The sequence below is a fragment of the Pseudomonas citrullilanati genome, from assembly GCF_030580855.1.
In the GTDB taxonomy this organism is placed as follows: domain Bacteria; phylum Pseudomonadota; class Gammaproteobacteria; order Pseudomonadales; family Pseudomonadaceae; genus Aquipseudomonas; species Aquipseudomonas citrulli.
In genome coordinates, this window is the sequence record NZ_JAUQOP010000004.1 from 159384 (window position 1) to 181436 (window position 22053).

Genomic DNA, 22053 nt, shown 5'->3' on the forward strand with positions numbered 1-22053 from the left:
AGGCAGGCCAATTATTAAGCCTTCGATGCCTATGACTACCGTTGATTGTCATAGGCATTTGGAATCCCACAATTTACTTTTTCTTGTGCATGGACGTACAAGGTACCTGAAGAGCCCAAGCCAGTGTCCTGCTCCCAAATTAAACAGCGTGCCTGAGCAGCTCCACTAACTGGGCATGCAATGCCGGATCACCACAGGCAACGACAGCCCCGCCGTTCTGAGCTGCGCTCCCATCCCAGGTAGTAATCACCCCACCGGCACCTTCGATGATCGGTATCAGGGCCTGAACGTCGTAAGGCTGAAGACAGGCCTCGATAATCACATCAACGAAACCCGAAGCCAGCATGCAGTACGCATAACAATCACCACCGAAGCGAACTAACTGCGCCTGATTTGCCACGGATTGAAAAGCATCTCGCCGTACAGATGAATCGAACATATCGAGTGTTGTGCACATCAGTGTTGCTGAGGAAAGACCTTGGCATAAGCGTGTCTGCAGTTTCGTACCATTGCACCAAGCACCATCCGAAGTCCCTATGTAGCGCTCGCCAGTGAACGGCTGATTCATCACGCCGAGCACAGGACGCTGACCATCGTTTAGGGCTATTAGCGTCCCCCATAGTGGCAAGCCGGTAATAAAAGCTCGGGTACCGTCGATGGGATCGAGCACCCAAGTCAGCTCACTGCAACCTACGATTGAGCCCTCCTCCTCACCAAGAACTCCGTGTTGGGGATACCGATCCTGAATCAGTTCGCGCATGGCTCGTTCAGCAGCCTTGTCGGCCAAGGTGACAGGATCGAAGACCCGCCCACCCTTATCCTCGACATCTAGTTTTGCTCGAAAGTAGGGCTGAATAGCATCGGCGGCAGCCTCAGCTAGCTGCTCTGCAAACGCTTGGTACTCAGCAGTCTGCGCTGCACTGATGGTCATCGACGCTCACCTCGGTTTGGCATAAGGACTTGGAAAAGTCCGAGGCATATTTTAAGCCCAACAGCTTCATATCTTCCACAAACAAACCCTCAAAGGGAACTTTGTACTCAAACCAAAATAACTTGATGAGCCAAGACTTAGCAGTCGCCTGCAGCTCACCGATCCAGGTTCACACCCAAAGATAGAAGTCGCTCTATCTTTTTAGTAGCCTCGCGCATCAACTGAGTTAGCGATGGAAGATCACGCTCATCTTTGCGGTACTGAGGAATCGTAGCCGAAATTGACCCGCGAATTTTACCATCTGCAAAAAATGGCACAGCCAAGCCGAATGCGCCGAGTACACGCTCACCGTCACCTGTGGCCCAGCCTCTTTCGTGAATGACCTTTAACTCCGTCTTGAGCACTTCACGAGAAGTAATGGTTGCCTCTGTAATTTTTTCAAGCTCGATAGAATCGACTAATTTTTGATCACAGAAAGCTAATACAGCTTTACCAGCTGCACCGGCATAAAGCGGTACTGCCACGTTGACCTGCAGCTTGTACTGAATCGGTCGCCATCCTTGAATTACGTCAAGAAACTCAGCTTTTTCAGTAGCTTCGTCATAGGCGAGTAACGCGATCGTCTCACCGGTTTCCTGGACTAATCCTGACAAAATTGGCCGGGTGAGATCAGCGAGGTTGCGATGATCGCCGCCAATCTTGGACGCCCATCGATAGAGTTTTGAGCCAGGAAACAAGGTTGAGCCAGATAGACTGACAATACCCGCCTGGACTCCAGATTGTATCAATCGTTTAGCAGTCGCCTCATTGCATAAGAGCTGATCAGTCAAACCCACAGAGTTTTTCAGCCCATCCGGAAATGCGCAGGCCAATAGTAAAAGTCTTTCGAGACGAGTAACGGTGGACTTCGTCTCCTCGATCAGTATGTCAGGCACTCGCTGAGGGCTACCCAAAATTCGACATTTTACAGCCGCTTCTATTTGCTCAGCGACTCGCTGTACATCTGCATCAATTTGCGAGGTCTTTTTTGACCCAACGTTACCAACGGAATGGACAGAAACTGACACGACTAGCCCATTCGCGAGACTCTTTGTGACAATCGATAATGCGCTGGGAAATTCTGTCTCTGATAGCAGTCCCAAGGCATCGTAGGCCCTCGAATTGCAGTCTGTATCACGTGCATTACCCTGTACATTTGAAGATAAAGAATCGGCTTCGATAAATTCAGCAAACTGCCGACCGATATCCCCGAATGTAAGCGGAAAGATCACGCCCAGTTCAGGCCTGAATGTGAGCGTAGCTTTGGCTTCGCGGCAGGCAGCTACGAAATAACCATTACTCAGACGGCAGTACACAGAAATGAGCGCAGTGCATTGTGAAGCATCAGCCAGCTCACTCAACGATGCCCCGCTCAAACCCAGAAGTAGACTTGCATCGCCAAGCACTTTCGTAAGAACGCATAACCTTGGCCCTAGGCTGTATTTGCCTACTCCCACCTCAATAGCAAAACCATTTTCAACCAACGAGACCAGAATCCGATTAACGGTACTTCGACTCTCGCAAAGCTCTGCTGCGAGCTCTCGCACTCCCCACGGCTCACCGCCCGTTCTCATGACAAGTGCGTCCACTACCTCAATCAGCCTGGTATGGCTGGACGCAGGAGTAGTGGCTGTAGAGGCGGTAATAGAGCGTTCTGACTGAGCCATCTTTAGACAAATCGAGGTTTCGGGAGCCCCATTCTGGAGGCAAAAGCTGCCCAACGGCAAATCGCACCTGGCTGTTGACAAGCGTGGCGTGATTCTAGAATCTAGACAAAACAAAAGCTGGACACTGTCCCATTTTTTGAATTGGACAGAAGTCCGATAATCCGAGGTGTCCATGAACAACAATAACGTTATGGCCGAGCCTGTCGTTCAGACCGTTGAAGAAACGGAGCAGACGAGGAACGCCAAGAAGGCCACGAGGGCCGCTGTATTCGGAACCTTTGTCGAGTATTACGACTTCAGCGTCTACGGATATGTCGCTGCAACCCTCGCCATGGTTTTCTTTCCTTCAGATGATGCGGCGACCGGCCTGTTGAACACTTTCCTGGTGTTCGGCTCCGCGTTTTTGGTGAGGCCGCTCGGCGCTATTGCTTTCGGCTGGCTAGGCGACAAGGTAGGCAGACGCTTCAGCCTGATTGCCAGCATCACCCTGATGGGGGCTGCCGCCACGCTTATCGGTCTGCTGCCCGGCTATGCACAGATTGGTGTCTGGGCGCCCATACTTCTGGTCGTGCTGCGCATGTTGCAAGGCTTCTCCGCTGGTGGCGAAATCGGGGGAGCTGCAAGCTACATCCGCGAGTGGGCTCCGCCTAAACGCCGCGCCTTGTACATTTCCTTCCTGCCCTCGATTGCTCAGTTTGGTAAAGGCTTGGCTGCTGCAATTGCGGGTCTTGCTGCGGCGACTCTCACCGATCCGGAGATGCTTTCTTGGGGCTGGCGTATCCCGTTCCTGCTGGCGCTGCCGCTCGGGATCATTGGTCTCTATATGCGACTGAGCATCGAAGACAGCCCGGAGTTCGCGTCTAAGAAAAACGATGCAGAAGTCAAAAAAGGCCAGCCTTTCGCTGAGTTGATCCGCGACTATCGCAGGCCTTTGGCCAAGGTGATCATGATCGCTATGGTTCAGAACATTGGAACCTACATTGGCACCGTATTCATCGCGGCCTACTTCAGCTCCATCCTGGGGTACTCAAAAGGTGAAGCGTCCACCATCGTTCTAATCGCCGTCATCCTCGCCGCATTTTTGATTCCTCTCGCTGGCCAGCTCGGCTCTTATCGCGGCGGCAAATCCATCCTGCGCTATGCCTACGCTGCGTACGCCGTAGTGTCGATACCGTCCTTCATGCTGATGCAGCTAGGCTCGGTCAATCTGGCAATGGCTGGTCTTGCTCTCGGCATGATTCCGTATGCCCTTTGCCAGGCGGGTACTTATTCAGTCATGCCGGAGTTTTTCCCGATGCACATTCGCCATACCGGCGTCGCATTCGGACATAGCGTAGGTGCCGTTATTGGCGGGGGGTCAGGTCCATACCTTGCTACCTGGCTAATCGGCGCAACCGGAAATCAGTCCACGCCCGCATTCATCCTGTGCGCATCAGGTCTTCTGGGACTGATCGTCCTCTCGACTGTTCGTAAAAATGCGCCGGCGGCTGGCGATGACGCCAATACCCACCAGTTTTCCTAAGGTGACGATCATGTCTTTGATTTATGTGACAAGCCCTATCCATCCCGATGTATTACAAGCGCTTTCCGCTTTAGGCGAAGTTCGACTCGGCTATGGCGCCGACGCGGTTACCTACGCAGACATCCAGCACTACGTAGACGCCGTATTTTTACGCGGTGGCCATATCTCTGCCGAGATGCTCGCTGCGTCCCCGAACCTGCGTATCGTTGCTCGACACGGCGCGGGTTACGACAACGTCGACTACAAAGCGGCGGCCGAGTTGGGTGTGTGGGTAACCAACACACCTGGCGCAAACAGGAGAAGTGTTGTGGAGCATGTATTTGCTCTGCTGCTGGGTATTGGCCGCAAGATCCAACTGGCTACGGATCAGACTCGCAACAACATTTGGGCGGCAGATCGACTGTCCCTCACAGGTATTGAGCTTGAGGGTCGTACTCTGGGTTTGATCGGATTCGGCGACATCGGTCAGCATGTTGCGCCTGTGGCTGAGGCTTTCGGCATGAAAGTGCTGGCAACCGACCCAGCTTATGACTCTAGCTTTGATAAACGTTTGGTAGACCTCGACACCTTATTGTCCCAAGCGGACGTCGTGAGCCTCCACGTGCCCCTGCAGGCTGGCACTGAGAACCTCATTGGCGGGGCTGAAATTGAGAAGATGAAAACAGGCGCCATCCTGATTAACACCAGCCGTGGCGGAGTCATCGATGAAGCAGCGGTTGCTGAAGCCCTGCGCAGCGGCAAACTGGGTGGCGCGGGCATCGACGTTCTAGCTGCAGAAAACACGGACATGATCACCCCATTCAGTTGCAACACGTTCCCTGTAGCTGACCTTCCGAACCTGCTCGTCACTCCCCACGTTGCCGGGCAAACAAATGAATCACTGCTTCGGGTTGGCATGAGCGCAGTAGAGGCTATTTCTGCTGTCTTGCGCGGCGGCCCTCCGCTCCACCCAGTCAACAACCCCGTACCTAAAACGTTCAACTAATAGCGTTCTAGACAGATTTACGCCGAGGCCACCATGTTTATCAATGTATCCGATGAAAGCATCACCGTGAGCGAAGATTGGGAACGCGCATCCCTTGAACACATTGAAGAGATATCGCATTACCCGGTCGCACTGATCGGCGATGTATTGCAGCGCCTGGGAATGATGGCTTCCGCTATCCACCATGTTGCAGGTAAGGCTTCTTTCTACGGAACGGTACTGCCTATCCTCACTTGGGAAGGTGACAATCTCGCCATCCATAGGGCATTGGACGATGCGAAGCCAGGTGATGTTCTAGTGATCAACGGCAACGGTGAAACCAACCGTGCGGTCTTTGGTGATCTGCTGGGTGAGGTTTGTCTGATTCGCAACGTCGCAGCGGTGGTCATCGACGGCGCGGTTCGAGATGTGGAGGAGCTGAGCGCTATGGGGCTGCCGACCTATGCGCGCGCCGTGAATCCAGCCGGCCCATCCAAATACGGCCCCGGGCAGGTAGGTGCGCCCGTCGCTTGCGGAAATGTGGTTTGCAACCCGGGCGACGCAATTTTGGGAGACAAAGATGGAATCATCGTTATCAGTCGCCACTTGGTTCCATCGCTCGCCGGGAAGCTCAAAGTCCAGCATGGGATAGAGAACAGTTTCAGGGAAAAAGTCCGAGCGAGCATTCGCTGAGGATCGGTGAAGACATAAGGGAGGTCATATCAAGCCTCCTTTATACAACCCTCACATTCAAACCGACCGTTACGACCACATGCAAGTAGCGGATTGTCAAATTACAAAACGAAAAACATAAAAATACGGGAGTAAAAACTCAGTAGCCTGGATCAGGCTGGCGTTAGAGGTATTCGATTACACCTGAGCTTCGGCGGAACCGAAATCGAGGAGCTGGAACGCCTCGTTTCAAGGGACAATGAACTCGACTGGCTCGTGCGGCTGGTGTCGCTAGATGATCAATTGCCGGGGTTTGAATCCGAATTACTCAAATTGCCATGCCGATTGGTGATTGATCATCTGGGCCAACTTGCTCAACCCGGCGGCGTCATGACCGATGGCTTTTCGGCAATTTCAAGATTGCTCGCTACAGGTCGCGTGCGGACAAAATTGTCCGTTCCCTACAACACCTCAAAGAGCGGCGCGCCTGAATACTTTGACTTTGGGCACGTTGGTTCAGCCCTCGTGAAACTGAAAGCCGAAGGTTGTTGTGGGAAAGCGATTGGCTCACCCAATAATGAAATTCGATAAGCCCGACGATGCCCAAATTCTCGATCTTCTAGTGATTTGGGTGCCCAAAGGTGGTGGCCGGCGACTCATCCTTCGAGAAAGCGCGGTCAAGCTTTACGGCTTTGATGGCTGATCGTCCATACAGGCTAAAGGCATCGCCGTCCTCCCGTTCCGACAAATTAGCTAGTCAAAAAACCGCATGCCGGTTGGAGTTTTATCATGATCGCACGGTTGCTTCCGTCCAAAAATCAAAGCGCGAGATACGGCTTATTTCTAAGGCAGCTCACTAAAGCGGGGTTTCGGGGAGAAGTCGCCCACAGCTACGGCCAGCGGACGGTGCTTGCAACTGACAACTCGATTTATCAACGTTTACCTCAAGCAGCTGTGTTCCCACTGGATGCTCAAGACGTTGAGATTCTTGCGACGCTGGCGGCTGATCCCAAGCATAGAGCCGTTGTCCTCACACCAAGGGGTGGCGGAACAGGAACCAATGGCCAGTCATTGACCGATGGTATCGTCGTCGACCTGTCACGTCACATGAATAGCATTCTTGAAATCAATGCTGAAGAGCGCTGGGTGCGCGTCCAAAGTGGCGTGGTCAAGGATCAGTTGAATGCCGTGCTGAAACCCTACGGACTGTTTTTCGCGCCGGAACTGTCCACCTCCAACCGGGCAACGATTGGCGGCATGATCAACACCGACGCCAGCGGCCAGGGAAGTTGCAGCTACGGCAAAACCCGTGACCACGTGCTGGAGCTTACTACGGTGTTGCTTGGCGGTGCGTTACTCCACAGCGGCGTGGTGGATAAAAGCGCTCTTATGCAAGAAACTGCGCGTCGGGATCGGATCGGTGAGATTTATCGATGTGCTGTAGGCATTGCGGATAATCAGGCTGATCTGATTGAACGAACCTTTCCGAAATTGAACCGTTGCCTCACCGGCTATGACCTGGCGCACCTTCGAGAGCAGGGCGACAGATTCAACCTCAACAGTGTGCTGTGTGGCTCCGAAGGATCGCTGGGTTTCATTGTTGAAGCCAAACTCAACGTGTTGCCGATCCCGAAGTATTCGATCCTCGTCAACGTACGGTACGCCGGCTTCATGGATGCTCTGCGCGACGCAAAAGCGTTGATGCTTCTCAAGCCTCTATCGATTGAGACCGTGGACTCAAAAGTCCTGATGCTGGCAATGAAGGACATTGTCTGGCACGGCGTCGCTGAATACTTCCCTGAAGATCCAAGCACACCAACCTTGGGCATCAACCTCATTGAGTTCAGCGGGGAAGACAAAGCCTCCGTCGAGCAGACCGTTCATGACTTTGTCTTGCATCTGCAGCGCGACACCTCCGTGGTGCGCTTGGGGCATACGGTCGCCATAGGTGCCGACGCACTTAAGCGCATTTACGCGATGCGTAAGCGGGCGGTTGGACTGCTTGGCAACGTTAAAGGTGAGGCGAGACCGCAACCTTTTGTGGAAGACACCGCCGTACCTCCCGAGAATCTTGCGGATTTCATCCAGGAGTTCCGTGCGTTGTTGGACAGCTATGAATTGCAATACGGAATGTTCGGCCATGTCGATGCTGGCGTACTGCATGTTCGACCAATTCTCGACATGAAAGACCCCGTCCAGGCTGCACTGATCCGCCCCATTTCCGACGCTGTTGCCGCCCTGACTCAGAAGCATGGCGGCTTGTTGTGGGGCGAGCACGGGAAGGGGTTGAGATCCCATTATGTCCCAGACTACTTCGGTGACCTTTACCCTGCGCTACAGGATTTGAAGGCTGCCTTCGATCCGTACAACCAACTTAACCCTGGAAAAATCGCGACCCCCAAGACGGTACCTGAAGCTCGGCTCACTCAGGTAGATGGCGTTGAGTTACGAGGCGACTTAGACCGGACAATCGACGAACGCGTATGGCGAAGCTACGACGCTGCTGTCCACTGCAACGGGAATGGCGCCTGCTACAACTTTGACCCAGACGACGCCATGTGCCCCTCATGGAAAGGCACCCGTGACCGCGTTCACTCACCGAAAGGACGTGCCTCGTTGATTCGCGAATGGCTGAGACTTCAGGGCCGACAAGGCGTTGATGTGTTGGCGCCGAGTGATCAAATTCGATCAACCAGTAACATCTTCAGTATCGCAAAACGAACCGTCAATTCAGTCGCGCAAAAGATAGGACAGCAAGACTTTTCCCACGAAGTCTATGAGGCAATGACTGGCTGCCTTGCGTGTAAATCCTGCGCGGGGCAATGCCCCGTCAAAGTCAACGTGCCTGAATTTCGCTCTCGGTTTCTAGAGTTGTATCACAGTCGCTATCTGCGCCCGTTGAAAGACTACCTAATCGGCTCGCTGGAATACACGATTCCCTACATCGCTCGTGCCCCCCGTATGTACAACTTCGTCATGAGCGCCCGCCCTGTGCGCTTCATTCTTGAGCACGTGGCCGGAATGGTCGACAGCCCACTGTTCAGCATCACGGACTTCGACGCTGTATGCCGTCGTTGGAACGTTCAGATTACAACGCCAAAGCTTCTGTCGACATTGGGTAAGCAGCAGCGTGCTCGCAGCGTAATCATCGTCCAGGATGCCTTTACCCGTTATTTTGAAACCCCTGTGCTGTCGGACTGGATCGAACTGATCTCAAGGCTTGGCTACCAGGTTTACATCGCGCCTTTTGCCCCCAACGGTAAGCCGCTTCAAGTGCAAGGCTTTATCAAGGCTTTTGAAAAAGCGGCACGTTTCAACAGTGCAGCTTTGCTTCAGCTTCAGCGATACGAAATACCGTTGGTTGGACTCGATCCTGCGATGACGCTGGTGTATCGCCAGGAGTATGCGAAAACGCTGAGCAGCGACAAAACGCCCACCGTTCTACTGCCCCAAGAGTGGCTAGCGGGTGCGCTTCCACAATCACAGAGCATCAAAGATGCCGCACCTTATTATTTTCTTCCCCACTGCACTGAAAAAACAAATGAGCCCAGCAGTGTCGTTCTTTGGCAGCAAGTCTATGAGCGAATGGGGCTGAAACTGAGCGTACAAGCCAGCGGATGCTGTGGCATGTCCGGCACCTACGGGCATGAGAAAAAGAACGCTGGAACTTCTGTGGTGATTTACAAACAATCCTGGAGGCCGCTTGTGACTAAGTTCAATGTTTCAGGCCGATTATTGGCCGACGGATATTCTTGCCGAAGCCAAGTGAAACGACAGGATGGTGTGACCGTCCTGCATCCGCTACAGGCGCTGCTCGCTGTTGTTAGAGATCATACTGCCTGACCAATGGTGGATCGCGAAATCTCATGCCGGGGCACGAGTAAACCGCTAGGCAGTAGCTTCATTGCCGCTCAGCTCCCGGCCTGGGTTCATTTCGCGAAAAAACGTTCACCTGTATCAGCTATCTATTGCGGGGGACCGCTCGATCACTCAAAATCACTTAGTGAGTCGCCAGATGAAGGAATCCAGATTGTTCTCATGGAGTACCTGTGATGCGTTCTAAATCCATACAATTCATCACCTATCCGGAAGTAAGTTTGCTTGATTTGGCAGGCCCCCTCGACGTGTTCATGGCAGCCAACCGCTTTTCACGCTCCGATCATCAACCATACACAATTTCTATTTTAGCATTGAACCAGACCACTGAGATATGCTCGAATTTATCAATACTTACTGAAACTCTGCAAGCAGAAACCCTTTCCCCACATACTTTAATCATACCCGGCGGACCAGGTATACATGACTTCTACAAAGACCCGAAGTTCACCACACACTTTATACATCATATAGACAAAGCCAAGCGCTTGATTTCTGTTTGCACTGGCATATTCGCGTTAGCTTATGCTGGAAAACTGGACGGAAGAAAAGCAACCACTCACTGGTCCGCGTACGACGATTTGGAGAGAAGCTTTCCTTCAATAATAGTTAAGCGCGGTCCTATATTTATTAATGATGAACACATATGGACGTCTGCAGGCGTCACATCAGGTATTGACTTAGCGTTAGCGATCGTTGAGGAGGACCTAGGACACACCGTTGCACTAGAGGTTGCTCGACATTTGGTAATGTTTCTCAAACGCCCGGGCGATCAGAATCAATTCAGCTCTGCCTTGACTTTGCAATCGAAGAGTAGCCAGTTCTCAGACTTGCACGCATGGATTAATGAAAATCTAGGCACCGACTTAACAGTGCCTGTGCTCGCGAACTTCATGAACATGAGCGAAAGAACATTTATACGTAAGTACTCAGAATCCATGGATAGAACGCCAAGCAAAACGGTAGAGCTCCTCCGACTAGACGCGGCTCGCGATATGCTTACAAACTCAAAAAAACCGCTCAAGACTATAGCCAAGCACTGCGGACTGGGTAGGGAATCGACACTAATTAGAAGATTTTTGAAAAAATTTGGCACCACACCAAAAGAATATCGCGCTCGCTTCAAATCGACCCAATAACATTTTCACCGCTATAACGTAGCGATGTTCATTCCTCCAAATAGCAGTGATTTTCCACATACTTAATGATCTCATCTATCGATGACGCCCCCCTAAAGGCTTGCTTTCCATGAGCCACAACCCCCAACCTGGCGGACATGATCAATCTTTTGTCATATCCTCGCAAAAAATCCTCTATAGATTATTCCTATCTAAAAAATATTCTGACACTCGTACAGAATAGACCTGAATGTAGAGATTCAAAATCAGTATTTAGCCTCTACAAATAACACGCTAATACTTCCTGCCATTCTCAGCGTCAGAGACCTTTACATGTTAAAACTGGCAATCAATACGATTGAGCTACAAGCACAAATGGATGATGACCTGCACATGGAGATCCTGTCCTTACTAAACAATATAAAACGGATTTCGCCACACTGCGTTAAATACAACCTCACACCAACTACAAGCTCCGGCGGCTGGATTATAAAATTTACCTGGCTTGATACGGCCTCAATGCGCAATCATTTTTCCTCTGAATCATTGCAGGACCTCCTCACATTATTAGTTTCCAGATGCTCGAAGCTCTACTTTGAAGAAACATTTAGCACCTTGGAGTGAGGCTGCTTTGCGACTTTCACAGCACACAACTACAAGCCTTAAAACCCAAACCCAAACCCAAACCAAAATTCTTCGGATTTCTACCGCATTCAAGGTTCGTATCCGGATGCCGGTTCGATACGCATTTACGTATGAATCTAGACGTTCCATAGCAGTGGAAAAACTTAGTTATCCACATCTACTGGCTCGTTATGACGGCAGCCTATAGGCGCCTAAATTTGGCAATCAGGCCCCTTTGCGGGAGCTTTATTCGATAACCGAGTTGCGTTTGGCGGAAATAGTCAACAATTTGACATTTTCGCGACGAACGAATGTAATAGAGTTATCTGAAGAACATTAATTTATATAGGCTTACCTTCCGATAAGACGCTAGCGAAGATCTGACCCATATAAACAAAAAGCAACGCACTTATTACCCTTTAACAAGTATAACTATACAAGCCCGTTCGCACCAGCTGTTTCAAACTCCTGATCTTCTCCAGCACACTCAAAGCCACATAATAACGAACCTCACAACACGAAATAAACTACCTTTCCATGGCTCTACCCACAACAACAAACCTTTCAAATCCACCACTACGAAACGAAAACCACACACCCCAACCTTAGCGAGAAAGCATTATATTTTGAAAATCGGTGTTTACACCCCAAATCATACTTTAACCTTCAGGATCAGGAGCAAAATATTTCAATGGAGTGACTCTCTTTATGTATTCAACTCAAAGCTGCAACCCCTACGAAAAACTTTTTTATAGGCCTATTGATGCAGCCTTGCGCTGGTGCAACTTAATTAACTACGAAAGAGAGATACTCGAGGTAGCTCAGCACGGCCCAAGCAGGCTCAAAACCAGCTTCCCGCAATGGCCATGCCTGCATGCGAATACGGAAAAAATTTTAGATGCCATTCAACACGGCGAGCTCGCGTATGGATGTTTCGGCGTGCCAGTAGCCATGGGCACTCCTGTTTTATACGACCACGTAACCGTCCGCCATACTGACCTAAAACGTTGGATGTCGCGATATTATCCTGACCAACGACCAGCGTTTCTCTTTGAGAAGCGGCACAATCAAAAAGTAGGTATTAGCATTGCAACATACTTAGCATTGCAAGGTGATCGGGACGCATTGAAAGTTCGAATAAAGAGTTTGGAAACAGCTCATCAACAATTGCTTAAGGACCTTGACGCCATTGGATTGGAAAGCAAGAGCATCCATGACTTGCTCAAGTCCAATCGTAAAGTCAGCGATCGCAGCGAATCCGTCTATCTCAATATTATCGGGGCGATGGTCAATCTGTTCCTCGGTCACTCCCCATCAGGGAAACCATTGTCAGCTTTTCAGTCCCAGGCGGCCATTGTTGACGCACTAACCGCTCACTATAAAAACGTACCGGGCATAACCAAGCGTACGCTAGACGAAAAATTCGCTGCCGGTAAACGCAACCTCATAAATCACTGAGACGGATTGCATTGCAATCACTCCTGTTGCGGCGCAATGACTCCTGTCTTTTTTTGCACTTCAATTCAGGTCACTTCCCACCAAGCGCCAATTGACGATAGGAGTGGCCACCATGTCCACCATTGCGGAGCCTCAACCACAGTTCGAACGCCACATAATGCGACGCGATGAGGTGGAACGGAAAACCGGCTTCAAACGAGCGCATATTTACAACCTGATGAAGGAAGGCAAGTTCCCTCAGGCTAAGCGCATCGGTATGCGAGCGGTGGGTTGGGACTCGCTGGAAATTGAGAAATGGATAGCCGAGCGCTTGGCGCAGCAGGTCTGATGCCATGCGCGTGGTATCGGTGGTTTCCACGAAAGGTGGAGTAGGCAAAAGCACAGTCGCCGCCAATCTAGGAGGTCTTCTGGCCGACGCTGGGCAGCGCGTACTACTGCTGGATCTGGACAGCCAGCCCACCCTCTCCAGCTACTACGTGTTGAACCATGTGGCTCCGTCGGGCGCCTACGAACTACTCGCACTTAACCTGACAGATCCTGCCCAGATCATTTCCTCAACCGCGATCACCGGACTCGACCTGATCCTCTCCAACGATGATCAAGGTCGACTGAGCACGTTGCTGTTGCATGCCCCTGACGGACGCCTCCGACTGCGTAACCTGCTCGATACTTTCCGCCCCCACTATGATCTGCTTCTGATCGATACCCAAGGTGCGCGGAGCGTTCTGCTGGAGATGGCCATATTGGCCTCCGATCTTGCTCTCTCACCTATCACTCCGGAAATGCTAGCCGCCCGCGAACTACGCCGTGGAACCTTGAAACTGCTCAACGAACTTGAGCCATTTCGCCACCTGGGCATCGCTCCACCACCCCTGAGGCTTTTGTTGAATCAAGTGGACGACATCAAATCGGACACTCGCATGATCATGCGCAGCCTGCGCGAAACGTTCATCGGGACTTCAGCCATCCAGGTCCTGCAGACCGTAATTCCCGATCGCGTGGCCTACTTGAATGCAGCTTCCCTGGGTCTACCCGTTCATCGTGTCGAAGCTCGGCGTCCCATTGGCCGGCGTTCTGCCTCGGCCTTGGAAACCATACAAACCCTGGCCATCGAGTTGTTTCCTGAGTGGCGCCAAGCCATTTGCTCAGTAAGCGGCCCGCTGGTTCGATCATGACACTTCTCGCGTCGTCATCGTTGTTGCATCAGCCTTTGATGAGCAAGCGCTAGCCAAGGAGTTCTGTAATGCTGAATCACTGCCATATCATCGTTCCACCGCCCGAACTATCCGAGCCACCTCCTAGCGATGAGTACTGCACCGTGGTCTTTCGCCTCCAAGGAGGCCGCTCGGCTGTGGGGTGGTTCCTCGCAGAACTCTCCCAACATTTCGAAGGATCGGGTACGGCCGAGGTCGTTGAGTTTGAGATAGGTGACCACTTGCGCGGCCGGCGTTAGCTGAGGTTTTTCCAATGAAAAAACCCAGTCAGAAGGAGATCACCGACAAGCTGCAGCAAGACCACTTCCCACAAGGGCCGAACCAGAAGCAACCATCCGATCCGATCACCGACACACCCATGCTGGTAACGTTAGAACAGCTACGCCCTTACGACTTGAACCCACGATTCATTCGTAATCCGCTGTACGACGATATCAAAGCCTCAATCCGCGAGCGAGGGTTGGATCAGCCACCGCCGATCACCCGCCGCCCGGGTGAGCCAACCTTCATCATCCGCAACGGCGGCAACACCCGCTTGGCGATTCTCGGAGAGCTATGGCAAGAGACTCACGACGAACGCTTCTTTCGTATCCACTGCCTGTTTCGACCCTGGACCAATGAAGCCACTGCCCTGCTCGGTCATCTGGCGGAAAGCGATTTGCATGGCCAACTCACCTTCATCGAACGTGCCCTCGCCGTTGCAAAACTCAAGACCATGTTTGAACAGGATGGGGGGGCACTATCGCAGCGTGAATTGGCAAAACGCCTCGCTTCCGGGGGCTATCCAATTTCACAATCGCATATCAGCCGGATGCTCGACACCCTGGAATATTTACTGCCAGCTATTCCACAAACACTGTATGCAGGATTGGGTAAGTCGCAAATCGAACGCCTGATCGGTCTTCGTAGCCAGGCAGAAAAAACCTGGAATCGCTATCCGGCCAATAATTTTGAGTTCACCGAGCTCTGGTTGGACACCCTAGCTTCTTTTGATGCCGAGCCCGAATCCTTCGACCTTGAGCGGATCCAGGATGAACTGCTCGAGCGAATGAGCCAACCGCTCGGGCAGTCCTATCGCATGCTGGCCTTGGAGCTGAGCGATAACCAACGCCCTCCGCAGATACCAAGCGTTGCCATGACCATACCAGTAACGCAAACGCTTCCGCCAAGTGAAGAAGAGGCAACAGCCCCCCCTTTTCGCTCTGAGCTCGAACCCTCTGACCATAAGCACCAATCGAAGACCGATCCTACGGAAAAGCTTCCCACACTGCCTCAGGCCAAGCTCACACCAGAGCTTAGCCCTCCATCGCGCGTTCAACAGATTCGCAACCAAATCGATCACGAGACGTTCGCCGAACCAGTGGGAGAAGTCGAACCCGGCACAAGTGACGATATCTGGAACATCCCCCCTGCGCTGGATACCCCCGAACAACTGCGTTCAGCCATCGCTGCGCTAGCGAAGGAGATGGCAGCCTATGCCGGGCGACCCGAAATTATCATCAATCAGAAGGACGGATTGGGTTTCATCCTCGACATGGAACAGGTTGATCTGACGACACCTCGTGCGACCGGTATCCACCTGCTGCTCCTAGCCCTGTTGCGTGCTCAAGACGAGGTGGACTGGGAGGATCGAAAACTATTGCCCTCAGCTCTGTTTGGGCAGTTGTTGCTGGGTGTCTATCAGTTACCCCTGGCAGATCAACCAACCATGGACGTGGGGTTGGAACGCCTGCCGGATCATTTGCTGATCAAGCTGTATCGCCTGATTCGCCTGGCCCGACGCCTGATCGATTTAACATTGACGCCTGAAGACGACTCACCGGAGGAACTGCCATGAGCTTGTCTTTCAACGTACTCAACCAAGCCATGTTGACTCAGGTACTGCATGAGCTGCGGTTGGGTAATCTGCAGCGCTGCAAAGCGTTAGGGCTGGGTGAGGATGACATCTACTTGTTGCAGTCCCTGCCGCCGACCACTCTGGCACGCTTGGCACACGCGAGCGTACCTTGGGTCGAGGTCAAGATCGACTCGCCGGTGCTACACAGGCTAATCGAGCAGGCTGATCGCGATGAGCAGAATGAGCGCTTGATCAATCGAGCTCTGAAGCTCGGCGCCAGCAGCACTATCATGTACCAGACCTTCGGTCTGGCTCACTCGGAAACCGCGATGCGTCGACGTCTGCTCAAAATAGAAACGCGCAAGGGACGACCGCAGAATTTGAGCGAAGCGCAAGAACACGCACTGTGGCAACGCTGGTGTCAGCTACGGGCCCAAGACCCTACCGAAGATCAGCTCGACGCCATGATGATGTTGGCTGAGGAACAACAGATCAGCTTGACCATCGTCTGGCAGCAGATCGAGCACTACAGCAGAAAAACATGAACATCGTCCCGCTCAGCCGCTGGCAGCGTGTCCTGCAGCAATGTGCCCAGCAATTGAGTGAACGCTGGCCTACTCGCCCTTCAATCGAGAAACCCTCCAACCAAGCTCTGCAGGCTGGATTTTTGTTCAGTGGCCAATCACACGAAGTCGTACCGCGTCGTTTGCTGCTGGATAATCGTTTGACGCCTTTGGAGCGCAATGCCTGGCAGGTCTTTCGACTCATGCTGCAAGACCAAGGCTTGGTGACACCGCGCTATGAGGATCTGCAACCGTATCTTTCGAGTATCCCCTATGGGACCTCAGCCTCGCGTGAAACCATCGCTCGCGTATTGACGATGCTCAGGCTCACTCGTTGGCTCAGCTTGGTGAGTCGCGGGCGTGATCAGGTTAGTGGACGTCTGCAAGGCTCCTTGTATGTTCTGCACGATGAACCATTAACTCCCGCCGAAGCCATGGAACTGGACCAGGATTATCTGGAGCTGGTTGGACATTGCCTCAATCATGCCACCAAGGCTGTACGTATCGTCGCTCAGCACCTTCTGGATGAAATCGGACTGGATACCAGTATCGACCTGAGCCATCTTCCCACCCGCCTCGACACTTGGGGTGATCGGTGGGTAGATCAGAACCCTAACTTGAAAACAGAAGGTTCGCTGGACGATTCCGAACAAGGCGGCGACCACTCCGTTCGGAGTCGTGCTGCACTTCGTTCGAATTCCGAACCAGGTGTAGAAACCAGTGTTTCCGGCGACGTTCGGAATCTGAACGCCGCTTGTACAGTATTAAAAGAAAGTATTTGTACAGTACCGCACGCGAACCCAGCGGCGGATAACATGTTCTGGCCCACCACGCTGCACCTGAGCCCGAACGAACGGCAGGCCGTCATCGTGGCGCTGAATAAGCTCAAGCCGACAGAGAGGCAGGCGGTGCTCAACGAAGCTGGAGCACGTTGTGCCGCCGGCGGCATCCGCAAACCTGCGGCCTATCTGATGGGCCTGATCCAGCGCGCGCTGAAAGGCGACTTTCATCCGTGGGCGGGTCAGGCAGAACCGACGCCGGTTACAGTCTCGCAATCAACACCAGCGCGGACCACCCGAAAGAAAGGTGAGCCCGCCTCCGCCCTCGCTCAAGCGTGCTTGAATGAACTGCGCCAATTGCGTGGGAAACATCCTGGACGTTAGTGGATTTGATGCCAGTGGCATCAAATCCAGGGAGTTCCAACAGACGACCTCTGTGGTGCCGTCAGTATCTGATGAGTCCCCCCCCCAGAAGCTCAAACCGAACAGACCGCATTCAGGTTTTCTGCTGCCCCCATAGCTGATCTATCCCAAGGTGCTCGCAAGCCTATGCGAGGACAACACCGTGGCCGATCACTACCAACTCAACCTGGGTTCATTGCGTAGCAGCATCACCTTGACCCTGCATACCCACCACGCCGCCCGCATCTGGCAAGGTCGGAACGCACGCGAAGGCGTCCATTCGATCATGGGCATGGCCGGCTACATCAGTGTCACGAACCTGATCAAACAAACCGCGGCTCAGGACGATCCCTATGCTGACTGGGCCATCGTGCAACTCGAAGAGAAGCTGATGCAGGCCAAAGCAGGGATGCTGGAACTGACCCAACAGTTGGACCGGATCAGGCAGGACCTGCCAACACAGATCGACATGGGTGACAACCTCAACATCCACCCCGTCACCTTGCCGTTGTACATCGGCAGCCAACTCGGCTTTCTGGCCGTCTACCTACTGACCGACTACGACACTCTGGTGCGTCACACCCTGTTAGCTCATCACACAGCTTTGATTGGTCGCAGGGACATGGAAGCCTGGATCGACGATGGCGCACATCTGCTGCGCAGCCTGTTCGGCCAGGCACAGCGTTATCGCCATGCTGGCGTCACACGCGATGATATGGCAGCGAACAACGCCCGTGCCCTGGCGGCTATCGAAAAATTCGGTTTGCCCCCCATGGATATCCTTGAGGGTCATCACCGCTCCCAGTTTGCGCCGCCCATCATTCGTCGCGACACCGAGGCTGTGAGTGACTCCACTGCGTTGACAGAGGTAGCGGATGAGCCAACTGCGACGCTGGATCAGCCGGAGGACGAAGCATGAATCCTCTAAGCCAGACTCAGTCAACACTCGTTGAAACGTTGACATCGGATGCCTATCGACAACTCGAACACGCAGCCTCCCTAAAAGGCCTTTTAAAACCTTTTAAGGGTAAGGGAGAACTGGAACACCTGGCGCAAGTGGCGAGGGAAATCGAGGCGCAGCTATGCCATCTGATGGAAGCTGTTATGCAGCAAGCAGCACAGCCGCCCTACTCGCTGTTGGATATTCGAATGGTGCTGCAGAACACCAGCGCTGGCAGCACCTTCTTGCGTTGGCGCACCCGTGACTTCGCACGTATGGGAGTAGCGGTCTTGGAACGCCAGGTCTGCAACAGAGCCCTGCCGCCAGCCGTGCGCGAAGGATTGCATCGCTTCGAGTGCGATCGCATTGCACTGAACCTACAGATGAGTGTGGTGCATTCGCTCTACCGCCAGGCCACGACCTGCGCGATCAAGATAAGCAGTGCCGATCGGCTACTGCGCCAGTTCACAACCGCAGTGGAGGTATCACAATGAGTACTTTTTTCGTCGGCGAAGGCAATATTGGCAGTGCGCCAGAGTTCCAGGAGTTTCCATCGGGCAATGACGAGCCACGGCGTTTGCTGCGGCTGAATGTGTACTTCGATAATCCCGTTCCGCGCGAGGGCAGCTATGAAGATCGAGGCGGATACTGGGCGCCGGCTGAGCTTTGGCACCGTGAGGCTGAACACTGGAGCACGTTGTACCAGAAAGGCATGCGTGTACTGGTCGAAGGCCGCACGGTGCGCGATGAGTGGGAGGACAGTGAAGACAATGCGCGGGTGACCTTCAAGATCGAGGCCCGTCGAGTCGGCATTCTGCCTCACCGGGTGCAAAGCGTTGTCATGCGGGAGCGATCCAGTGAGCAGGCAGCGTCTGCGTCACGTGCTGGGCAAAATACAGAGCAGGCTAATTCTACTGCGTCGAAACCCAGAAAACGCAAAGCGCCACCGCCGTCGGACTGATGTAGGTCAGGCATAAAAATTGCGCCTTTGCGGGAAGTTGCTGGCTTGATGCTGCTCGCCGCTCGTGGCGCTTCACGCTGCTGCGAAATTGCAGTTCACTTGACCAATTGTTTGCATTCGTTCTGACCTCCGATTGCATCGGTTGACCAGCAAGCGTTGTAGCCATGATCGGCAGAGAACGGCCAGAAGGGGACGGTGGCTCCGATAGATGAATCTGTCCCCATTGCCGCTTTATTGCATTCGGCTACCTGACCTATTCCTCTATCTCGGCAGCAGCTTCCTCTGTTTGTGCTTCCTCCTGCTCATCCGGTCGCGGCGGCTGAGTATCGGGCGACTCAGGCAGGATAGCCAATCGTGCGGCTATAAACGCTGCGATTTCGGCTAGCCCGTTTGCTGATTGAGTAATCTTTCTGTCGGCATCAATAGTCGCATTGTGCTCCCCCAGTTTTGCTTCGACTTTGTCGATACGGGTAAGCCAACACCAATAGACGGGGCGGTGCTGAACGTGCAACGGGCCTGCGTGAAAGTTTGTGACCTTGAGCTTTACGTCAAGGCCCGGAAGATCGCCGATCAACCTCTTGACAGCAGCAGGCTCCGTTTCCAAGTTGGAGACATGGATCTCCTGCTCTCCGACAGTTACCAGAGACTTACACCAAGGACGCCCACGAAAGGTCAGGTAGAACTTGGGGTCAGCGTCATAAACATGCAGAAAGTATCGACTGCTTTGAGTCTTGTTTGCCGTCTCGGGGATGAGCAGTGACAAACGAAGCAAGTCAGCCAATATTGCGCCAGTAGCCGGGGATTTGTTCCCTGCATGCCGGCTACCATCTTCGCCAGCTTGACCGCGAAGGAACTTGCATTCGAGCCATAGATGATGTCGCCAGCCGTATTGGCTTAGCCGCTTGTTGGCAACAAATAGACGATTGACGTCAGCGAACAGGTCTGCACGAAGATATCGTGGGGCTCCTCCCTGCTGATATAGGCCGTCGAGACGGTAAAGCCGCTCGCTTTGCAGGCAACCTATGGGGTTCGGGACATTGCGCCCGTTCAGCACCTGGAGGAGTGACAGGGTCAGAGCAGAAACAAGCCCAGATTCATAGCTTTGTGATTGGTAGCCCGTTCCGTGGAGGACTTCTGGCAGTGAGAAGAAGGCCTGTTCAATAAGCACTTGCTGAATCCCTCATGTGATTGAAGCCAGTCGATATTACTCGGAACAGACTACGTTGGTGGCAGAAAGAAATCTGGCATGGCATGAGGCTGCAAGTAGAAGACGTGGGACACCACCTTCTGCCTGAAAGCCTCATCCAGTGCAGCCGAGAAGCTCGCCACATTCGCAGTGACCTGCTCCCTTCGCAGCAGCCCACGCCAATGCGGCCTGCCATCGTGAGGCGATTCCCAGTTCAGCAGGTAGACCAGGGCTGAGTGCGCGAACTGTATCCCCTCGGTTCCCGCGACGAAGTGCAGGTGGATATGGGAGTCAGTGTGTTCCTCCTTCTCCTCCAGGTCCCATGCGGTAAACAACGATTGGACTGCACTGCCGAAATCCGTGCGACGGGCTCCTTCGCGATCAGTGAAGCTCACGTCGTCAATGGTCATTGCCCACTGCTCTGTGTGGCCCTCGCTGGTCTTATCGGAGCCAAGCAGTCTGTCCTTGCGGAAGCGTAAGTGTATCCCTGCGCCGGCACCGATTTTGTAGGCGACGTCGCCAGCCAAGACACCCAGTAGGTTCTCCCGCATAGCTGTCGCCAGCGGGATGTTGAAGTTCTTGTTGGCCTTCTTCATGTGCCTTGCCTCGAACAGCATCCAGAGGCTGTGGAATTTCCAAGCCACCAGCAATGGCATGCCCACTAGATCGGCGTAGTTCTGCAGGCGCCCCATGTACTCGGGCTTGAATGACAATAGCTTGTCCTTCTTTGACTTCACCTCGATTAGTACGGGGGACTTACTGGTCTGGGTGGAGAACTTCGCCAGAAGGTCAGGCACCTGAAACTCCTGCTTGGAGGCAATGGGCACCTGATGCTGGTCTAGCTTGTGAAGGAGCTGGCACTTCCCGAGCCAGGCGCACACGACTGAGAATTCGTCCTCAATCGGCAGTCCGATGTCCAGGCGGCGAACTCGCTCGGCCACTGCTGCGGCGTCCGCGTCATATCCCAGCTCCGCCAGAACATCCTGGATGAGTCTCGGTAGGTCAAGCGGTGCCGCCGTCTCTTTTTTCTTAGTTTCTATGTCCATGGACCTCCCATCCCAACGACTAAGTCTAGTAAGGATAGCCGTAGCCTTAGCAGACGCGGTAGGCGGACCACCCTCAGGTCGCACCAGATGGCCTGTGTCGAGTCAGGAGGCCTTTACAAAGGCGTGGTGCCGACCGGTTCCATCCGCTTCCGGCCAATAGCGGCCCTGGTTGCACGCGCGGTACGCGAACCGACCCGAAGGAGCTCTCAAGTGGCGATACAGTCGAATCGCACCTACCATGAGGCACTAGAATC

General features: G+C 53.3%; 20 protein-coding genes. 16 read left to right on the forward strand and 4 right to left on the reverse strand.

Translation table 11 applies throughout. The features are described from left to right. Window positions 1–139: 139 nt before the first annotated feature. Window positions 140–931 (reverse strand): histidinol-phosphatase, encoded by a 792-nt coding sequence (gene hisN / locus Q6A48_RS05205; protein ID WP_047739023.1) that lies wholly within the window; start codon window positions 929–931, stop codon window positions 140–142. Between the two features lie 155 nt (window positions 932–1086). Then, window positions 1087–2559 (reverse strand): IclR family transcriptional regulator domain-containing protein, encoded by a 1473-nt coding sequence (locus Q6A48_RS05210; RefSeq protein ID WP_160310730.1) that lies wholly within the window; start codon window positions 2557–2559, stop codon window positions 1087–1089. Between the two features lie 250 nt (window positions 2560–2809). Between Q6A48_RS05210 and Q6A48_RS05215 the strand changes: the two genes are divergently transcribed. The 16 genes from Q6A48_RS05215 to Q6A48_RS05290 all read left to right on the forward strand — a co-directional run bounded on the left by Q6A48_RS05215 (window position 2810) and on the right by Q6A48_RS05290 (window position 19567). Beyond that, window positions 2810–4159, forward strand: a complete 1350-nt coding sequence (locus Q6A48_RS05215; RefSeq protein ID WP_080964365.1) for an MFS transporter — start codon at window positions 2810–2812, stop codon at window positions 4157–4159. Between the two features lie 10 nt (window positions 4160–4169). Next, entirely contained in the window at window positions 4170–5144 is a 975-nt protein-coding gene (locus Q6A48_RS05220) for a hydroxyacid dehydrogenase (RefSeq protein ID WP_047739027.1), read from the forward strand. Between the two features lie 33 nt (window positions 5145–5177). Next, the gene (locus tag Q6A48_RS05225) at window positions 5178–5816 is read left to right on the forward strand and encodes an RraA family protein (RefSeq protein WP_047739028.1); all 639 of its coding nucleotides are present in this window, start codon (window positions 5178–5180) and stop codon (window positions 5814–5816) included. A gap of 147 nt (window positions 5817–5963) precedes the next feature. Then, window positions 5964–6386, forward strand: a complete 423-nt coding sequence (locus tag Q6A48_RS05230; protein WP_369811667.1) for an amidohydrolase family protein — start codon at window positions 5964–5966, stop codon at window positions 6384–6386. A gap of 198 nt (window positions 6387–6584) precedes the next feature. Next, window positions 6585–9638 carry a D-2-hydroxyglutarate dehydrogenase YdiJ gene (ydiJ, locus tag Q6A48_RS05235; protein ID WP_047739029.1) on the forward strand — a complete coding sequence of 1018 codons (3054 nt, stop codon included), beginning with the start codon at window positions 6585–6587 and terminating at the stop codon, window positions 9636–9638. Between the two features lie 209 nt (window positions 9639–9847). Then, window positions 9848–10810 (forward strand): GlxA family transcriptional regulator, encoded by a 963-nt coding sequence (locus Q6A48_RS05240; protein ID WP_080964366.1) that lies wholly within the window; start codon window positions 9848–9850, stop codon window positions 10808–10810. A 312-nt stretch (window positions 10811–11122) separates the two neighbouring features. Next, window positions 11123–11413 (forward strand): hypothetical protein, encoded by a 291-nt coding sequence (locus Q6A48_RS05245; RefSeq protein ID WP_144419463.1) that lies wholly within the window; start codon window positions 11123–11125, stop codon window positions 11411–11413. Between the two features lie 708 nt (window positions 11414–12121). Continuing rightward, window positions 12122–12871, forward strand: a complete 750-nt coding sequence (locus Q6A48_RS05250) for a hypothetical protein (protein ID WP_080964367.1) — start codon at window positions 12122–12124, stop codon at window positions 12869–12871. 112 nt (window positions 12872–12983) lie between these two features. Continuing rightward, window positions 12984–13199, forward strand: a complete 216-nt coding sequence (locus Q6A48_RS05255; RefSeq protein WP_047739031.1) for an AlpA family transcriptional regulator — start codon at window positions 12984–12986, stop codon at window positions 13197–13199. Window positions 13200–13203: 4 nt separating this feature from the next. Further along, window positions 13204–14046 carry a ParA family protein gene (locus Q6A48_RS05260; protein ID WP_304552526.1) on the forward strand — a complete coding sequence of 281 codons (843 nt, stop codon included), beginning with the start codon at window positions 13204–13206 and terminating at the stop codon, window positions 14044–14046. Window positions 14047–14338: 292 nt separating this feature from the next. Continuing rightward, the gene (locus tag Q6A48_RS05265; protein WP_047739034.1) at window positions 14339–15922 is read left to right on the forward strand and encodes a ParB family protein; all 1584 of its coding nucleotides are present in this window, start codon (window positions 14339–14341) and stop codon (window positions 15920–15922) included. After that, window positions 15919–16467, forward strand: coding sequence for a DUF2857 domain-containing protein (locus Q6A48_RS05270; protein ID WP_047739035.1), 549 nt, complete (start codon window positions 15919–15921; stop codon window positions 16465–16467). The genes Q6A48_RS05265 and Q6A48_RS05270 overlap by 4 nt, the downstream gene beginning before the upstream one ends. Beyond that, entirely contained in the window at window positions 16464–17648 is a 1185-nt protein-coding gene (locus tag Q6A48_RS05275; RefSeq protein WP_080964368.1) for an STY4528 family pathogenicity island replication protein, read from the forward strand. Before Q6A48_RS05270 ends, Q6A48_RS05275 begins: the two co-directional genes overlap by 4 nt. 181 nt (window positions 17649–17829) lie before the next feature. Next, complete coding sequence (locus Q6A48_RS05280; protein WP_047739037.1) at window positions 17830–18585, forward strand: PFL_4669 family integrating conjugative element protein; 756 nt, start codon at window positions 17830–17832, stop codon at window positions 18583–18585. Continuing rightward, window positions 18582–19100, forward strand: coding sequence for a DUF3158 family protein (locus tag Q6A48_RS05285; protein ID WP_047739038.1), 519 nt, complete (start codon window positions 18582–18584; stop codon window positions 19098–19100). Before Q6A48_RS05280 ends, Q6A48_RS05285 begins: the two co-directional genes overlap by 4 nt. Beyond that, a complete protein-coding gene (locus Q6A48_RS05290) occupies window positions 19097–19567 on the forward strand; it encodes a single-stranded DNA-binding protein (protein ID WP_047739039.1) in 471 nt (156 codons plus the stop codon). The genes Q6A48_RS05285 and Q6A48_RS05290 overlap by 4 nt, the downstream gene beginning before the upstream one ends. A gap of 253 nt (window positions 19568–19820) precedes the next feature. Here Q6A48_RS05290 and Q6A48_RS05295 read toward each other — a convergent pair whose 3' ends face one another. Both Q6A48_RS05295 and Q6A48_RS05300 read right to left on the reverse strand, forming a co-directional pair. Beyond that, window positions 19821–20735, reverse strand: coding sequence for a hypothetical protein (locus tag Q6A48_RS05295; protein WP_304552531.1), 915 nt, complete (start codon window positions 20733–20735; stop codon window positions 19821–19823). Window positions 20736–20785: 50 nt separating this feature from the next. Continuing rightward, on the reverse strand, window positions 20786–21799 hold the full coding sequence (locus Q6A48_RS05300; RefSeq protein WP_047739041.1) for a restriction endonuclease: 1014 nt from the start codon (window positions 21797–21799) through the stop codon (window positions 20786–20788). Window positions 21800–22053 lie beyond the last annotated feature (254 nt).

What these genes read in the sequence shown, in the direction of transcription:
- ydiJ (WP_047739029.1), top strand. Translation starts at nt 6,585, where the DNA reads ATGATCGCACGGTTGCTTCCGTCCAAAAATCAAAGCGCGAGATACGGC.
- Q6A48_RS05255 (WP_047739031.1), top strand. Translation starts at nt 12,984, where the DNA reads ATGTCCACCATTGCGGAGCCTCAACCACAGTTCGAACGCCACATAATG.
- Q6A48_RS05260 (WP_304552526.1), top strand. Translation starts at nt 13,204, where the DNA reads ATGCGCGTGGTATCGGTGGTTTCCACGAAAGGTGGAGTAGGCAAAAGC.
- Q6A48_RS05225 (WP_047739028.1), top strand. Translation starts at nt 5,178, where the DNA reads ATGTTTATCAATGTATCCGATGAAAGCATCACCGTGAGCGAAGATTGG.
- Q6A48_RS05240 (WP_080964366.1), top strand. Translation starts at nt 9,848, where the DNA reads ATGCGTTCTAAATCCATACAATTCATCACCTATCCGGAAGTAAGTTTG.
- Q6A48_RS05300 (WP_047739041.1), bottom strand. Translation starts at nt 21,799, where the DNA reads ATGGACATAGAAACTAAGAAAAAAGAGACGGCGGCACCGCTTGACCTA.
- hisN (WP_047739023.1), bottom strand. Translation starts at nt 931, where the DNA reads ATGACCATCAGTGCAGCGCAGACTGCTGAGTACCAAGCGTTTGCAGAG.
- Q6A48_RS05250 (WP_080964367.1), top strand. Translation starts at nt 12,122, where the DNA reads ATGTATTCAACTCAAAGCTGCAACCCCTACGAAAAACTTTTTTATAGG.
- Q6A48_RS05220 (WP_047739027.1), top strand. Translation starts at nt 4,170, where the DNA reads ATGTCTTTGATTTATGTGACAAGCCCTATCCATCCCGATGTATTACAA.
- Q6A48_RS05245 (WP_144419463.1), top strand. Translation starts at nt 11,123, where the DNA reads ATGTTAAAACTGGCAATCAATACGATTGAGCTACAAGCACAAATGGAT.
- Q6A48_RS05215 (WP_080964365.1), top strand. Translation starts at nt 2,810, where the DNA reads ATGAACAACAATAACGTTATGGCCGAGCCTGTCGTTCAGACCGTTGAA.
- Q6A48_RS05270 (WP_047739035.1), top strand. Translation starts at nt 15,919, where the DNA reads ATGAGCTTGTCTTTCAACGTACTCAACCAAGCCATGTTGACTCAGGTA.
- Q6A48_RS05265 (WP_047739034.1), top strand. Translation starts at nt 14,339, where the DNA reads ATGAAAAAACCCAGTCAGAAGGAGATCACCGACAAGCTGCAGCAAGAC.
- Q6A48_RS05285 (WP_047739038.1), top strand. Translation starts at nt 18,582, where the DNA reads ATGAATCCTCTAAGCCAGACTCAGTCAACACTCGTTGAAACGTTGACA.
- Q6A48_RS05275 (WP_080964368.1), top strand. Translation starts at nt 16,464, where the DNA reads ATGAACATCGTCCCGCTCAGCCGCTGGCAGCGTGTCCTGCAGCAATGT.
- Q6A48_RS05290 (WP_047739039.1), top strand. Translation starts at nt 19,097, where the DNA reads ATGAGTACTTTTTTCGTCGGCGAAGGCAATATTGGCAGTGCGCCAGAG.